This is a genomic window from Corynebacterium sp. ZY180755, from assembly GCF_054331495.1.
Window position 1 is genome coordinate 969,203 of the sequence record NZ_CM135811.1, and the last position, 14,179, is coordinate 983,381.

The 14,179-nt window shown below is 57.2% G+C and carries 15 protein-coding genes; 9 read left to right on the forward strand and 6 right to left on the reverse strand.

The features are described 5' to 3' along the window. The first annotated feature begins 222 nt into the window (after window positions 1-222). Window positions 223-351, forward strand: a complete 129-nt coding sequence (locus ACXM2N_RS04615; RefSeq protein ID WP_458490468.1) for a hypothetical protein — start codon at window positions 223-225, stop codon at window positions 349-351. Between the two features lie 118 nt (window positions 352-469). On the opposite strand, the gene ACXM2N_RS04620 is transcribed toward ACXM2N_RS04615, so the two are convergent. Together ACXM2N_RS04620 and glgA are read right to left on the reverse strand one after the other, a co-directional pair. Continuing rightward, window positions 470-1,882 carry a GH32 C-terminal domain-containing protein gene (locus ACXM2N_RS04620; RefSeq protein ID WP_458490470.1) on the reverse strand — a complete coding sequence of 471 codons (1,413 nt, stop codon included), beginning with the start codon at window positions 1,880-1,882 and terminating at the stop codon, window positions 470-472. A 336-nt stretch (window positions 1,883-2,218) separates the two neighbouring features. Then, window positions 2,219-3,391: a glycogen synthase gene (gene glgA, locus ACXM2N_RS04625; RefSeq protein ID WP_458490472.1), complete on the reverse strand. Its 1,173-nt coding sequence runs from the start codon at window positions 3,389-3,391 to the stop codon at window positions 2,219-2,221. A gap of 102 nt (window positions 3,392-3,493) precedes the next feature. Between glgA and glgC the strand changes: the two genes are divergently transcribed. Further along, the gene (glgC, locus tag ACXM2N_RS04630; RefSeq protein WP_458490474.1) at window positions 3,494-4,717 is read left to right on the forward strand and encodes a glucose-1-phosphate adenylyltransferase; all 1,224 of its coding nucleotides are present in this window, start codon (window positions 3,494-3,496) and stop codon (window positions 4,715-4,717) included. Window positions 4,718-5,066: 349 nt separating this feature from the next. Here glgC and ACXM2N_RS04635 read toward each other — a convergent pair whose 3' ends face one another. Then, the gene (locus ACXM2N_RS04635) at window positions 5,067-5,711 is read right to left on the reverse strand and encodes an O-methyltransferase (RefSeq protein ID WP_458491014.1); all 645 of its coding nucleotides are present in this window, start codon (window positions 5,709-5,711) and stop codon (window positions 5,067-5,069) included. Window positions 5,712-5,958: 247 nt separating this feature from the next. Between ACXM2N_RS04635 and sigE the strand changes: the two genes are divergently transcribed. From sigE to ACXM2N_RS04655, 4 genes are all read left to right on the forward strand, one after another. Further along, window positions 5,959-6,612, forward strand: a complete 654-nt coding sequence (sigE, locus tag ACXM2N_RS04640) for an RNA polymerase sigma factor SigE (RefSeq protein ID WP_458490476.1) — start codon at window positions 5,959-5,961, stop codon at window positions 6,610-6,612. 69 nt (window positions 6,613-6,681) lie between these two features. Then, window positions 6,682-7,665, forward strand: a complete 984-nt coding sequence (locus ACXM2N_RS04645) for an acrylyl-CoA reductase family protein (RefSeq protein WP_458490478.1) — start codon at window positions 6,682-6,684, stop codon at window positions 7,663-7,665. 77 nt (window positions 7,666-7,742) lie between these two features. Continuing rightward, window positions 7,743-8,213, forward strand: a complete 471-nt coding sequence (locus ACXM2N_RS04650) for an anti-sigma factor family protein (protein WP_458490480.1) — start codon at window positions 7,743-7,745, stop codon at window positions 8,211-8,213. 17 nt (window positions 8,214-8,230) lie between these two features. After that, window positions 8,231-8,746 carry a hypothetical protein gene (locus ACXM2N_RS04655; protein WP_458490482.1) on the forward strand — a complete coding sequence of 172 codons (516 nt, stop codon included), beginning with the start codon at window positions 8,231-8,233 and terminating at the stop codon, window positions 8,744-8,746. A 93-nt stretch (window positions 8,747-8,839) separates the two neighbouring features. Here the strand turns inward: ACXM2N_RS04655 and ACXM2N_RS04660 are convergent, their stop codons facing one another. Further along, the gene (locus ACXM2N_RS04660) at window positions 8,840-9,976 is read right to left on the reverse strand and encodes an Mrp/NBP35 family ATP-binding protein (protein ID WP_458490484.1); all 1,137 of its coding nucleotides are present in this window, start codon (window positions 9,974-9,976) and stop codon (window positions 8,840-8,842) included. Between the two features lie 98 nt (window positions 9,977-10,074). Here ACXM2N_RS04660 and ACXM2N_RS04665 point away from each other — a divergent pair, with 98 nt between their 5' ends. After that, complete coding sequence (locus ACXM2N_RS04665) at window positions 10,075-10,818, forward strand: NADPH-dependent oxidoreductase (protein ID WP_458490486.1); 744 nt, start codon at window positions 10,075-10,077, stop codon at window positions 10,816-10,818. A gap of 30 nt (window positions 10,819-10,848) precedes the next feature. Here ACXM2N_RS04665 and ACXM2N_RS04670 read toward each other — a convergent pair whose 3' ends face one another. Both ACXM2N_RS04670 and ACXM2N_RS04675 read right to left on the reverse strand, forming a co-directional pair. Next, window positions 10,849-11,454: a DUF1003 domain-containing protein gene (locus ACXM2N_RS04670; RefSeq protein ID WP_458490488.1), complete on the reverse strand. Its 606-nt coding sequence runs from the start codon at window positions 11,452-11,454 to the stop codon at window positions 10,849-10,851. Next, the gene (locus tag ACXM2N_RS04675) at window positions 11,454-12,755 is read right to left on the reverse strand and encodes a magnesium transporter MgtE N-terminal domain-containing protein (protein WP_458490490.1); all 1,302 of its coding nucleotides are present in this window, start codon (window positions 12,753-12,755) and stop codon (window positions 11,454-11,456) included. The genes ACXM2N_RS04670 and ACXM2N_RS04675 overlap by 1 nt, the downstream gene beginning before the upstream one ends. A 104-nt stretch (window positions 12,756-12,859) precedes the next feature. Between ACXM2N_RS04675 and ACXM2N_RS04680 the strand changes: the two genes are divergently transcribed. Both ACXM2N_RS04680 and ACXM2N_RS04685 read left to right on the forward strand, forming a co-directional pair. Further along, on the forward strand, window positions 12,860-13,375 hold the full coding sequence (locus ACXM2N_RS04680; protein ID WP_458490492.1) for a general stress protein: 516 nt from the start codon (window positions 12,860-12,862) through the stop codon (window positions 13,373-13,375). 57 nt (window positions 13,376-13,432) lie between these two features. Further along, window positions 13,433-14,116 (forward strand): hypothetical protein, encoded by a 684-nt coding sequence (locus ACXM2N_RS04685; protein ID WP_458490494.1) that lies wholly within the window; start codon window positions 13,433-13,435, stop codon window positions 14,114-14,116. Window positions 14,117-14,179 lie beyond the last annotated feature (63 nt).

Below are 14,179 nucleotides of genomic sequence, written 5' to 3' on the forward strand. Positions count from 1 at the left end.
AGACTTCGGGTCCGCAGTCTATACCGATCTGTTCGAAGCACAGTCTGTAACCCCTCACGATCGTGCAGCGGTGATTCAGGAGCTCCCGTTTATATCGGGTCAACCATCTACGCAATCCACACAGGAGGGGGCTACAACCCTTCCTGTGTGGACGGCAAAGACATGCTGATGTGGCATACCAATATCGCATCCAGGGCTGAGTGGATCGGTAGTACTTTAAGCATGAATTTTGGGTTGACGGAATCGGAGAAGCGTAAGGCTGCTGCCGGACTCAATGCTGTGCGGGCCATGTTTGTTTCCGTTCCTTCATTCGGAGGAACAAACGTCGCTGGCTTCGGTATGGCTAATTAATGTCCCTGTCCGGAAATGAACCACTCCCCATCAGTAGGTATCCGATTTCCCAGTCCAACTAATGGGGAGCAGTTCACTTTTAGGAGCTAGTTCATTTGAGCAGGGGCCGCCTATCGTTTTAGCGTGGGCGGATTTCGTCTGCGCGGAGGAGCTCAGCTCCATCCGAGTAGGAGACATCGTAGCGCTCGCAGGTGCCGTCGAAGTAGACACGGCTTGCCATGGCGATCTGGCCGCCGTCGGCGTAAATTTCCACGGTGGATCCGTCAACCACGATGGTGAGCGAATCAGTGTCTGATTCCGCCAGTGGCGCTACGGCAACTGCGTCGCCCTCGTGGCGTGAGTTCATAGAACGGTCTAGTTCGATGCTGTCACCGCGGTGGGTGATGACAGCTGCCACGTTGTTGCTGGAATCGCGAAGCGTGATGGTGACGTCCTCGCCGGAGGGGATTTCAGCAACGCCGATCCACATGCTGGCGGCGTCGGAAAGCAAGACCGCGTCCAATAGCCCGGTGATTGGTCGCTGGAAGATGCGGCCACCCTCGAGGGTGAGCCGGCGTGGCAGGGTCAGGCAGTTTGCCCAGCCCTCTTCGTCCCAGCTCAGGGAGTGGCGCTCGAATCTGTCTTTGCGGCCAATGCCGTTCATGAGGCCGAATAGTGAGGCGAAATTATACCGCTGCGTGTCGTGAGCACCAGTGGAGGGGAGGTTGGTGTTGCGTGGTCGGGTGAAATCGTGACCGTAGTCTAAGCGGCAAAATGGCGAGGTCACGGTGAATTCGGTGCCTACCAAGCGGCCGACCAGGTATCCGGATACGTCGATGTCATTGTGTTCGATGGTGACAATGAGGATGTCATAAATTTCGCCGTCTACTTCGTCGCGCAAGCGAATGATACGGGGTGCCGCCAGCATGGAACCGTTGAGCCCAGTATCACCTACGAAGCTGAGTTCGCCAGCCATCTCCCACTCCTGACCGTCCTCGGATTCAAGGATGACCAAGTGAGGGGTATCGTCGGCGTTTGCCACCGCCAACATGATCCAGCCGGAGTGCCCGTCGCTTCGGTTAGTTTCGGTCTTCCAATCTGGGACCACACACGGGGAACGGAACTTGGTGTAGCGGCCGCCGCCATGCGAATCGTCAACAACGGTGCCACGGCGTTGCACCTGCGGGTCTAGAGCAAGGGGGTTGTCGGAGACTTCGGAGCCACTAGCCTCCAGATCCAGGACATCAGCGCGCTTGATGCAACCGCCGGAGTCAGTGACGGCGGTGAAGTACAGCGCTACTTCATCGTCCACGCTAGTGACAGCGCCGGCGCGCAAGGAGATCTCGTCTTCTTCAGGGGCTAGGGCATCGTCGCAGATGTCAAAGGAGAATGGGGTGTCCTCACTGGTCTGGTGTGCCCAGCGAGCACCCTCGCCTGGCGCGGTGCGGTACTGGCTGAAGACATGCCACGTATTGCCTTCCCACAGGGCGCCGGCTGGTGCCTCAAGAATGCCGGATTCCGGAGTGATGTGGAGCTCAGGACGGTGGGTCATGATAAAAGCGTATTCCTTGTATCGTGCTAATGATTTCTAGCGACCGAGCGCACTTTGTGAGCTCAGTGAGAAATGAACAAAGGGCCCACTGGAGGGCTTATCCCACCCCAGCGTAGCCACACACCGCAAATTTTGCAGCGCCCCAACCTGCGGAAAATTGAAGCACCTCCGCTGTTTTTGTATACACAATCGTTTTCCGCTGTTCAGGCAGGGCGCACGTTCGTAAAAACTTTCATCTACTGCGAAAAAAGTTTTTTCCCACGCACGCCTGGGAATACCAAAAACCGTGACGCCGTGGTCTTTTTTCCACGGCGTCACGGCTGATGGGTAATCCGCTCAGATGAGGGACTTGTAGATATCTACGGTCTGCTGAGCAATGGTGGCCCAAGAGAAGTCATTGACAGCGCGCTCGCGTCCAGCAACACCGAACTTCTTGGCACGCTCACGGTCTGCCACCATGGTATTGACAGCTTCTGCGATGTCACGCTCGAAAGCTTCCGTGTCGTTTTCGTCGTAATGGACCAGGGTGCCCGTTTCGCCGTCAACAACAACCTCAGGGATGCCGCCGACATCGGATGCAACAACGGCAGTTGAGCAGGCCATGGCCTCAAGATTCACGATGCCCAGTGGCTCATAGATTGACGGGCAAACGAAGGCGTCTGCCGCGGAGAGAATCTCTTGGATCTTGAACTTATCCAGCATGTCCTTGACCCAGATGATTCCGTCACGCTCTGCTTGCAGCTCGGTCACGAGCTGCTCGGTACGGGCTGCAATCTCAGGGGTGTCAGGAGCACCAGCGCACAGGACCAACTGGACTCCGTCGTCAAAGTGCCGAGCCGCCTTGACCAAGTGCTCAACGCCCTTCTGGCGGGTGATGCGGCCAACAAAAGCCACGATCGGGCGGGAGGGGTCCACGCCTAGCTGGCGCAGGACGGAATCCTCGGCGTCGTCGAACGTTGGGCGAGGTTGCCAGAGCTCAGTGTCGATGCCGTTGAGCACAACATGAACCTTGTCAGGTTCAATGTTTGGATACGCGTCCAACACAGCATCTTTCATCTTGGACGACACTGCGATAACAGCATCCGCGTATTCCATTGCGTTGCGCTCAGACCATGATGAAATGTCATAGCCGCCGCCGAGTTGCTCCCGCTTCCATGGGCGATCAGGCTCCAAGGAGTGTGCAGTGACAACGTGAGGAATACCATGCAAACGCGCAGCTAAATGGCCACCCAGTCCGGCATACCACGTGTGGGAGTGGACAACATCAGCTTGGCACGCGCCCTCGGCCATGCGCAGGCCAGTAGACAAAGTTTTAATTGCTGGGTTGGCGTTGGCCAATGCCTTGTCAACGCCGTACACGGTGACATTAGGTTCATTGCGTGGCGCGCCCATGCAGTGCACCTCCACTGGCACGATGTCACGCATGTAGCGGGTCAGCTCAGTCACGTGAACGCCTGCTCCGCCGTAGATCTCTGGTGGGTACTCTTTTGTCAGCATCGCAACTTTCATAATTCAAAATGGTAGCCCGCAAATGACCCGAATGTGTGGGGGTTTGGAAAAGGATTGCCTATTCCTAAGCGGGGTCGCCTAAATGGGGTTAAATTGGAGGATGTGAAGAGCCAAAGCAATGTACTAGCAATTGTCCTTGCAGGCGGCGAGGGAAAGCGTTTGTTCCCTCTCACCGAGGATCGCGCGAAGCCGGCGGTTCCTTTCGGTGGCACCTACCGTCTGATTGACTTCGTCCTTTCCAACCTGGTCAACGCCGGCTACCTCAAGATTTGCGTCTTGACCCAGTACAAGTCGCACTCTCTTGACCGTCACATTTCCCAGTCGTGGAACTTCACTGGCCCAACCAGCCAGTACATCGCATCAGTTCCTGCACAGCAGCGCCTAGGCAAGCGCTGGTACCAGGGCTCAGCGGACGCTATCTTGCAGTCATTGAACTTGATCTATGACGAGAAGCCGGAGTATGTCATTGTTTTCGGCGCGGATCACGTATACCGCATGGACCCGGAACAGATGGTCAAGGAGCACATCGAATCCGGTGCGTCCGTCTCTGTCGCAGGTATCCGCGTGCCGCGACATGAGGCAACGGCTTTCGGCTGTATCCAGTCCGATGACCAAGGCAACATCACAGAGTTCCTTGAGAAGCCAGCAGACCCACCGGGTACCCCAGATGATCCTGAGGTCACCTACGCGTCTATGGGCAACTACGTGTTCACCACCAAGGATCTCATCGATGCCCTGAAGGAAGACGAGCTAAACGAGTCCTCCACTCACGACATGGGCGGGGACATCATCCCTTACTTCGTGTCCAAGGGCCAGGCTCACGTGTATGACTTCTCCAAGAACATGGTTCCAGGCTCAACGGAGAGGGACAAGGGTTACTGGCGTGACGTGGGCACCATCGATGCCTTCTACGAGGCGCACATGGATCTCATCTCCGTACACCCTGTGTTCAACCTGTACAACCAGCAGTGGCCAATCCACTCCACCGACCAGGGCGAGTTGCCACCAGCAAAGTTCGTGCAGGGCGGTATCGCTCAAGCTTCCATGGTTGCCCAGGGCTGCATCATCTCCGGTGGTACCGTACGCAATTCCGTGCTGTCTACGGACGTTGTAGTTGAGGAAGGCGCAACCGTTGAAGGCTCCGTGATCATGCCGGGCGTGCGCATCGGTAAAGGTGCCATCGTCCGCCACGCAATCTTGGACAAGAACGTGGTGGTCTCTGACGGCGCAGTTATTGGCGTAGACCGTGACCGTGACGCGGCTCAGAACTTCACTATTAGCGCCGGCGGCGTAGTGGTAGTGGGTAAGAACGTCATCGTTTCTTAAAACAAACGCACAAACCGTGGCCGGTGAGCAGGTGCTCACCGGCCACGGGCATATGTGGCTTCTGAAGCAGGATCTTCGCCAGCAGCCGGGATTCTAGGAGGCAACCGGAGACGTTTGCCTGATGCTCGCTCCGCCACAGCATGGAGTGTGAAGTAGCAGCGAACGACAACGTGCGGGAGCAAACCTCGGCAGGCCCCGCTTGTCGACGCGCCCACCGTGAGCATCGCTCACGGTGGGCTTCTTCGTGGCGGGGGACTGTGGGTGCACGGAGGAAGCTACGCAAGCACACCGCACCCTGGGAAGAGAAAAACGGTGCACGCGCTGCGATCGTGCACCGTTGTAACGCGGACTACTTCTTAATTACCAAAGTGAGGCCCGCTCCCAGTGGGAGGCGAGAGACGGTAACGCCCTCTAGGTTGGCTAGGTATTCATCAGCTTCGCGCGCGGACTGGGTATCTCGATCCTTGCGGGTGGAGTCTGCGATGGTTCCGTCAAGGAGGGAATCCGCCAGAACCAGAGCGCCTCCGGACGACAGCAGCGGTAGGGCTGCGTCGATAAATTGCTTGAGTTCCAGTGGAGAGAGCTCGCCGTAGATGAGCTGATAGGAGTTGGTAGCAAGCCGTCCCATCACATCGAGTGGGCGCGATGGCAGGAAACGGAAGCGAGAGGATGGGTAACCGGCGTCGCGGAAGGTCTCTTTGGCGCGCTTTTGGTGTTCAGGCTCCGGATCGATGCAGCTGAGAATGGCGTCATCGCTCAACCCATTCATGAGGTGTAGGCCAACTACGGATGCCGCAGGGGTGACAGCGATTGCGCTCTTAGCCTGAGATGCGGCTGCGAGTGCAGACAGAAATTGGCCCGTCATGGCATCTGGGATAGCCAAACCGAATTCGGTGGCGTCCTCGCGAGCTGCCTCGAGGACAGGGGAGGAGACGGTGGTGTCCTCGATGTAGGACGCGAGCGCAGAGTTAGCTGAGTTAATCACGCTGCTCATTGTAGGAGCAAACACGCACTTAAAACTGCACAACACCGCTATGGGGCAAAGGTTGATACAGATGTAAAGGATTGTGTTTTGTGTGGCAAAAGGGAGTGCAAAGCGTTCCTAGGCAAGCACTAGGCATGTGTTCGCTTCTGCCGCGAATTGGATCTTTTTATAACCATTTGGCAACAGTTTGAGACTGCCAGCTTTTTCCAAGGAAGCTGACTGGTTTTTGGGAGAAAGGTAATGCACAATTGAACACATGAAAACAACGGCCAAGGGTGCATCACGAGAAGGTAATGGTCCAGTCGCAATCGATGATTCTGCGACGGATCAGGTGCTCACCGGTACGGCGGCCTTTGACGCCGGTTCTGGTGAGATGCCGTCTTGGGGTGAACTCGTGGCGGAACATGCTGACAGCGTTTACCGGTTGGCTTACCGCTTAGCGGGTAATCAGCATGACGCGGAGGACCTCACGCAAGAAACCTTCATGCGTGTGTTCCGCTCTCTGAAGAACTACCAGCCGGGTACCTTCGAGGGCTGGTTGCACCGCATCACCACCAACCTCTTCCTCGACATGGTCCGCCACCGCACTAGGATTCGGATGGAAGCGCTGCCAGAGGATTACGAGCGCGTGCCGGGTACAGACATGACCCCAGAGCAGGCCTACAACGTAGCCAACTTGGATCCGGCCCTGCAGGAAGCGCTGGATGCATTAAGCCCAGACTTCCGCGTTGCGGTTGTTTTGTGTGACGTGGTGGGCATGAGCTACGAGGAAATTGCAGAAACTCTGGGTGTGAAGATGGGTACCGTTCGTTCCCGTATCCACCGAGGCCGTTCCCAGCTGCGTGCCTCCATTGAGTCCGCAGCCGAGACCGATGATGAAGCGCAGATGCTGATTCACACCCGCGTATAGTCACCTCTGATTGACAGACTTTTGAGCCCAGACCACATGGTCTGGGCTTTGATCTGTATTGTGGGGCGCATGACTACCCTTTATGTTGAACGAACCGATGACGGCGCAATCCACCACACGGATTCCGATCCTGCGCAATGGCTGGGGGAAGGCGACGTAGAAATCGCGGTGAGCCACTCTTCCCTTAATTACAAGGATGCTATGGCATTAGCCGGTGATAAGGGAGTGATGAGGATTAGCCCACTTGTTCCTGGCATTGATGCCGTGGGCACCGTTACTCACGAGGCCGGAGGATTCAAGGAGGGGCAGCTGGTCACGTGCAATGGCGCAGGCCTCGGAGAGTTCCGCCACGGCGGATACACCAGTCTCCAGCGCGTGCCTGCTGAGTCCACTGTAGCTGTTCCTGAAGGCCTCACCGCGGAACAGGCGGCCGCTGTAGGTACGGCTGGTTACACTGCTGCGCTGTGCGTGAATGCGCTGTGCGACCACGGCTTGGCTTCGCCATCCAAAGATGTGCGCGTCTCGGTCACCGGCGCTACCGGTGGCGTGGGCTCCATTGCTGTCAATCTCCTGCACCAACTGGGTTATCACGTGATAGCTCTTACCGGGCGTGTGGATGAGCAAAGTGAGTACCTGCGCTCCATCGGCGCGGACGAGATCCTAGACCGCGCCGAGGTGAGCGAGCCTGGTCGCCCGCTTCAAAAGGCACGGTTCGACGCCGTAGTCGATACCTTGGGCGGAGTCCCTCTTGCAAACCTCATTGCCCAAGTTAAGTGGGGAGGCGTAGTGGCTTCCACAGGCCTTGCCTCATCACCGCAGCTAGATACCACCGTGTTGCCGTTTATCCTGCGTAACGTAACCCTTACCGGTGTTAACTCCGTGGATGCGCCGAAGAAGGCGCGCGAGCGAGCGTGGCAGCTCATCGCCTCTACATTGGATCGGGAGATTCTCAGCTCCATGACCGAGGTGATTACCCTCGATGATGTGGCTGACAAAGGGCAGGTACTTCTGGATGGTGCAGGCCATGGACGAACAGTGGTGGAGATTAACTAAAAGTTGGGTGGCGGAACTTAACCAAGTCATGAGCCGTTGGTACAACAAGAGGTAAGACGTTTAAGGGAGGTGGCAGTATGCTAGAACCAAATCCAGTTCCCAAAAAACTAGTGGAGGATACTAAAGTACGCGCCGCCAAATTTAACCGTGACTTTGTGCGCGGTGAGGCGGAGAAGCTTAAGGCGCGTGCACAGCGTCGGCGTTTTGAACGCCCAGACTTCGCGTCCGTCGATCACCTCAACCCAGAGGCTATCGCCGCATACGTGGATGATGAGCTGTCAGATGTGGCAAAGCACCGCGCACGGATCCACATGATCCACTGTGAGGAGTGCCGTGTGGAGGTATCCTCCCAGCGCAGCGCCTCCCAACGTATTAAGGCGTGCAGTAATGATGACGTGCACGCACCAAGCTCCCTGATTGCCAAGCTCGCCCAGATTGAGTCCTTGTGTCCTAGCGGCCCAACTGCGGAGGATACCGCAGACCATCCGGTCTCTTTGATCAGGAAGCTGGAAAACGTGGCTAAGTCATTTAAGCGCGGGGAGAAGTAGGCGGTAAGGTAAGTACCGTGTTTTCATCCATTGGCTGGCCAGAAATCCTTGCCCTTCTCATCATCGGCATTATTTTCGTAGGCCCCGAACGCCTCCCGCGGATTGTGGAGGACGTGCGGGCCGCTATCTATGCTGCCCGCAAGGCTATTGCTAACGCCAAGGCTGAACTTAACGGAGAATTCGAGGGACTCGGCGAGGATCTGGAAGAATTCCGCAAGCCACTGAGCCAGGTCGCCCAGTTCCGGAAGATGGGCCCTCGCGGCGTCATTACCAAGGCGCTATTTGATGGCGATGAGGAGTTCATGGACTCCTTCAGTCCCAACCGTATGATGCAGGATGACACTGCCGGTGATGCCAGCCGCCGTGGTAAGAAAGCTCCCGTTAGCCGAGTACAGCGTGATACGCCGCCGGACAATGGGCAGGTTGGCCCAGCGCAGCACAAGCCAGCCTTTGATTATTCGAAGATTTACGCCGAGCAGCCAAAACCACAGCCTGAACCCAAGCCGGAAACGGGTTTGGAAGACGTTACCTAATCTTTCCCGAACCACTAAGAGCACTTCTGCCACCCAACTGCAGGTGGTCAGAAGTGCTCCCTAGTTACTGTGTAAGAAAGAATCTTGCTCACACTAGCTGCGTGTGACTCCCAAGCCCAGTGGCCTTCCGGCGAGGGAGTCCTTGCGGACGATGAGCTTGTCCGCGATGGCGTGGATAGCTGCGCCGGTTGGGGAATCAGGTGCACCGAGGGCGATTGGGGTGCCTTCATCACCACCAACACGGAGGTTTGGATCCAACGGTACGGAGCCCAGCAGCTCAACCTTTGTGCCGGTGAGGTCACTCAGGCGCTTGGTTACGGCTTCACCGCCACCGGTGCCGAAGACGTCCATCGTGGTGCCGTCAGGCATGAGCATGCCTGCCATGTTTTCAATAACGCCGGCGATGCGCTGCTGGGTCTGCATGGAAATGGACCCTGCGCGCTCGGCTACCTCGGCTGCTGCGGCCTGCGGTGTGGTGACGATCAGCAGCTCTGCGTTTGGCAGGAGCTGGGCTACGGAGATGGCGATGTCACCGGTTCCTGGTGGGAGGTCGAGAAGCAGGATGTCGAGGTCGCCCCAGAAGACGTCGGCTAGGAACTGCTGGATTGCTCGGTGCAGCATCGGGCCACGCCACACAACCGGTGCGTTGCCTTCCACGAAGTGTGCGATGGAGATCAGCTTCACGCCGTGAGCCTGTGGTGGCATGATCATGTCATCCACTGCATGCGGACGGTCCTGGTTGCCCAGCATGCCTGGGACGGAGTGGCCGTAAATGTCCGCATCAAGAACGCCCACCTTCAGACCCTTGGATGCCAGTGCGGTGGCCAGGTTGACGGTCATGGAGGACTTGCCCACGCCACCCTTGCCGGAGGCCACTGCGAACACACGAGTGGTGGAGTCCGGCTGTGCGAATGGAATAACTGGCTCGTCGTGGGCACCGCGCAGGGACATGCGGAGTTCGCGGCGCTGCTCGTCGCTCATCACGTCACTGGCAACGCTAACGGTACCCACGCCCTCAATGTCCTCCACGGCTGCCTGGGTATTGCTCAGCAGGGTGGATTTCATTGGGCAGCCAGCAATGGTCAAGTAAATGACAACGTTGACGTCATTGCCGTTGATATCGATGGACTTGACCATGCCTAGTTCGGTGATTGGCTTGCCAATTTCTGGGTCCTCAACGCGCGACAGCGCTTGACGGACTTGGTTCTCTGTGATCTGTATAGTGCTCATCGATTCCCAACTTTACGCCACCGCTTGGCCTAGGTTCCACATGAGTTGTGTTCGGGTGAATATAGGCGGCTGAACAAGTTGTTATTAGTATTGGTGCAATGAACGAGACTATTGAAAGCCAGCTAGCACACCGCTCAATTCGCCAGTTCACCGGTGAACCTGTGGCGGAAGAAACCATGAACACGCTTTTCGACGTCGCCATGGCCGCACCCACCTCCCGAGGCTTCCAGCACGCTGGGATCATCCGCGTGAAGGACCGCGCCCTGCGCGCGGAGCTCGCGCGCATTGGCACGCAGCCTTACATCGCTGACGCGCCAGAGCTGATGGTGTTTATCGTCGATGCACGTCGCAGCTACCGAATTCTGGAAGAACAAGGCTTAGATACATCCGTTGCAACCTCTGCTGACGTTTTCCGAGAAGGATTCACGGACGCTGTGTTGATGGCGCAGAACCTCGCGGTTGCAGCTGAGTCTTTAGGGCTAGGAGTGTGCTACCTGGGTTCGGTGCTTAATGACTACGCCGCGCTGATCAAGGCCCTGAAGCTGCCTAAGTACACCTTCCCCGTGGTGGGACTCATGCTGGGGCATCCCAATCAGAAGCCTCAGTTGAAACCGCGCATGCCTCGCCAACTCCGCGTCATGGAGGACTCCTACAGCGAGCCTAGTTCATGGCTAGATGAGCTCACGGAGTACGACGCTATCATGCACACCTACTACGATCTGCGCGACGCTAACAATCGCGTAGATGAGTTCACTACGCAGATTGCGAAGAAGCTCACCTCAAAGCCGTCGCGGGACCTGTTCTTTGACCACGTTGAGGCGCAGGGCTTCTCCGTCAAATAAAAAAAGCAAGGCTTAAAGCCTTGCTTTTGTTTAACTATGGGGTTGCTCATCGGGGTCGTCGATGACTTCGCCCTGGGTTGGGTCGGAAAGCTCCTCGCGGGCGGAGATCTCATCCATCTCGTGGCGCAAGGCCACGCGCTCTGCGGCTTCGTCGTCGATCTTGGCCTCAATGCGTTCCAACATGTTCTGGATGTCCTCCAGCTGATCTCGGAGGTAATCTCGGGTCACCATGTCACCCATGGCTAGGCGCAGGCCGGCGAGCTCGCGGGTAATGAACTCCGTGTCGGCCTTCGTTTCGAAGGCGCGGCGGCGGTCCTCATTGATGGCCACCTGGTCGCGATCTTCCTGACGGTTCTGAGCAAGCAGAATCAGCGGCGCCGCGTACGCAGCCTGGGTGGAAAACGCCAAGTTCAGGAGAATGAAAGGGTAGGGGTCCCAGCTCCACCAGAAGCCACCGACGTTGAGCGCGACCCAGATGACCACGAACACCGTCTGCCACATCAGGTACTTGCCGGTGCCAAAGAAGCGGGCGATGTTTTCGGCGAATGCGCCCACCTTTTCATCGTCGAGCTGGATTGCCTTGCGAGAGCCAGGCACCAACGGGGTATCGAGGCCGGAGCGATTGTAGTCAGCCATTAGTCCTCCCTTCCTTCACGAATGTGGCCGTTAGGGCGGATGCCACCATCACGCCAATCATCAGGTAGCAAGTGGTCGAGCAAGTCGTCCACGCTGACCGCGCCCAGCAAGTGCCCGTCATCATCAATGACGGGGCCACACACCAGGTTGTAGGTTGCGAAGTAGCGCGCGGCAGTCTCCTGCAGATCATCCGCGTACAGAGGCGGGAGGTCTGGGTCCAGAATGCCCGAGACGAGGGAACTTGGCGGTTCTCGCAAGAGCTTCTGCAGGTGGACACAGCCTAGGTACTTACCGGTTGGGGTCGCTGTGGGTGGGCGAACCACAAAGATCATCGACGCAAGCGATGTAGGCAGATCCGGGTTGCGGGCGTGGGCGAGTGCCTCTGCCACGGTGGTCTGCGGCGCAAGAATGAGTGGTTCTGGGGTCATGAGCGCACCCACGGTATCTGGGCTGAATGTCATCAAACGACGGACAGGAGCAGACTCCTCCGGGTCCATGAGCTCCAGCAAGACATCTGCCTTCGCCTCATCCAGCTCGCCCAGCAGGTCCGCGGCGTCATCCGGATCCATCTCTTCAAGAATGTCGGCGGCGCGCTCAATATCCAGAGTTTCAATCAGCTCTGCCTGGCGCTCCTCACTCATTTCCTGCAGGACGTCAGCCAAACGCTCATCATCAAGCTCACCCGCAAGGTTCACACGCTGCTTTTCAGGCAACTCATACAGCATCGTTGCCACGTCTGCAGGGCGCATGTCCTCGAACTCACTCAACAGCTCGGCTGCAGCCTCGGTCAAGGTCTCTGAAGTGGCAGGGTGCAGGCCATGGATGTGGTCCCACTCCACCGTGTAGAGCTCAGGGCGGCGGCCAAACTTGGGGCGACTTCCAATGAGTGCCACGCGGGAAATAGCCCAGTCGCGTGTGCGGGAGCGCTCAAATTCTACGTCGGCAACCTCCAGCGCCTTGGAATGCAGTTCTTCGTGCTCCGGTGCGTCCGTGTGCACCTTGGAGCCGATGGCATCCGCCACCAAGGCGATCTCGCCTGGGCGAGGCTTGTAGGCGCGGAGGGAAACGGATCCGGATGACAAGCTGATCTCGTGCGGATCAATGGAGGCTACGCGGAGGATAGGCACAAAGATGCGCCGCTTGTTGGTCATCTCCACCACAATGCCAAGCACGCGTGAGCGATAGCCGGATGGGCGAATGTTAACAATTACATCGCGCACTCGGCCAATGACGTCCGTGTCGGGGCCGCGAACGACCATGCCTGCAAGACGACCCGCATAAACTTTTGTTACTTGGCTCATAACATCAAAGTGTAGAGCAGTTTCAGTGAAGGGAACAAAGCGAAAAATGGAGGCGTTACATTTATTGTTAGCGCAAAGGAAAATTAAGGAGTCCCACACAAGTCATGCAGGATGATAAGAAACCTAAAGCCAAGGCAATGAGCGCTGAACTTACCCAGCGTAAGGCCCCGGAAGGGTGGCCTGTAGGTTCGTTCACCTCGTATTCCCAGGCTCAAGCGGCAGTGGATATGCTCTCGGATAACGAGTTCCCTGTAGAGGACATCACCATCGTGGGCGTGGACCTCATGGAGGTCGAGCGCGTAACAGGTCGTCTGACATGGGGGCGTGTGCTGGTTGGCGGCGCAGCATCCGGGGCATGGCTGGGCCTGTTCTTCGGCCTGATCTTGGGTATTATCACCGCAAGCTGGTCTTCCGCGCTGTTCACGGGCGTGCTCATGGGTGTCATCTTTGGCCTCATCACCGCCGCCGCTAGTTACGGACTGTCCGGCGGGCGCAGAGATTTCTCATCATCCACCCAAATTGTCGCCGGCCGTTATGACATCATTTGTCATCCTATGAAGGCACGGGAAGCTCGCGATCGAATTGCGGAAGCAGTGCGTGAGGGCAAACTCACCGTCTAGGACGGGGTAAACTAAACGAGTTATATCCGCGCTCAAGGAAACGGAAACCTCAAAGCAGTGAATACCCTGGGAAAGCTCACAGCCATCGCAGTTGCAGCGGCATCACCATTGGTGCTGTCATCCTGCGCGGATCAGGAGCCAAGCAATCCCCGCCAGGTGGACTCTGCACCTGTTGTACAGGTCCTCGTCCAAGGCGATGCCCCAGAGCAGCTGGTGCTCCCGGAGCTGTATGCGCAGACCATGACCCGCATGGGGCGGGAAGCTACGCTGAAACCGCTAGAACCGGGGATAGATCCTGTCACTGCGCTGAGCCAGGGCCACGGTGATGTGTTCATCGCCTGCGCGGGCACGTTTGTTGAACGTCATAATGAACCTGAGGCTGAGAAACTACGAGCCAAGTACGCTGAGATGGAAGGGGACAATTCCCCGGCCACGCTGGATGAAAAGCGTGAAGATGCCTACGCTGCGCTCATGGCCTCTCTGGTTAAGGATTTGGATGCCACTGACCCATCGAACGCCGTGGCCTGTGCAGACGCTAAGACCGATCCTGACGTAGGGCTTGCTAACAATGTGGTTCCTATCTACCGCGTCCCGCTTCTGGAACGCGAGGACCGCCAAATGCTCAATTACATGTCCGGCACACTCAATACTGCTGACCTTGAGGAGCTGGTAGATAAGGTTGACGGTGGCCAATCAGTAAGCCAGACCGTAAGCGATTACTTAGACGACAACGATATCTAAAAAAGACGAGGCAAAAGCCTCGTCTTTTTCTGTTATCACGCACGAAAAAAGGAGCCGTACTTA

Bases quoted from the DNA above. Each gene is read 5' to 3' on its own strand.
- sigE (WP_458490476.1), top strand. From the start codon at position 5,959: ATGAAAACAACGGCCAAGGGTGCATCACGAGAAGGTAATGGTCCAGTC.
- ACXM2N_RS04670 (WP_458490488.1), bottom strand. From the start codon at position 11,454: ATGGCTGACTACAATCGCTCCGGCCTCGATACCCCGTTGGTGCCTGGC.
- ACXM2N_RS04645 (WP_458490478.1), top strand. From the start codon at position 6,682: ATGACTACCCTTTATGTTGAACGAACCGATGACGGCGCAATCCACCAC.
- ACXM2N_RS04675 (WP_458490490.1), bottom strand. From the start codon at position 12,755: ATGAGCCAAGTAACAAAAGTTTATGCGGGTCGTCTTGCAGGCATGGTC.
- ACXM2N_RS04635 (WP_458491014.1), bottom strand. From the start codon at position 5,711: ATGAGCAGCGTGATTAACTCAGCTAACTCTGCGCTCGCGTCCTACATC.
- ACXM2N_RS04680 (WP_458490492.1), top strand. From the start codon at position 12,860: ATGCAGGATGATAAGAAACCTAAAGCCAAGGCAATGAGCGCTGAACTT.
- ACXM2N_RS04650 (WP_458490480.1), top strand. From the start codon at position 7,743: ATGCTAGAACCAAATCCAGTTCCCAAAAAACTAGTGGAGGATACTAAA.
- ACXM2N_RS04620 (WP_458490470.1), bottom strand. From the start codon at position 1,882: ATGACCCACCGTCCTGAGCTCCACATCACTCCGGAATCCGGCATTCTT.
- ACXM2N_RS04615 (WP_458490468.1), top strand. From the start codon at position 223: ATGAATTTTGGGTTGACGGAATCGGAGAAGCGTAAGGCTGCTGCCGGA.
- glgA (WP_458490472.1), bottom strand. From the start codon at position 3,391: ATGAAAGTTGCGATGCTGACAAAAGAGTACCCACCAGAGATCTACGGC.
- ACXM2N_RS04660 (WP_458490484.1), bottom strand. From the start codon at position 9,976: ATGAGCACTATACAGATCACAGAGAACCAAGTCCGTCAAGCGCTGTCG.
- ACXM2N_RS04665 (WP_458490486.1), top strand. From the start codon at position 10,075: ATGAACGAGACTATTGAAAGCCAGCTAGCACACCGCTCAATTCGCCAG.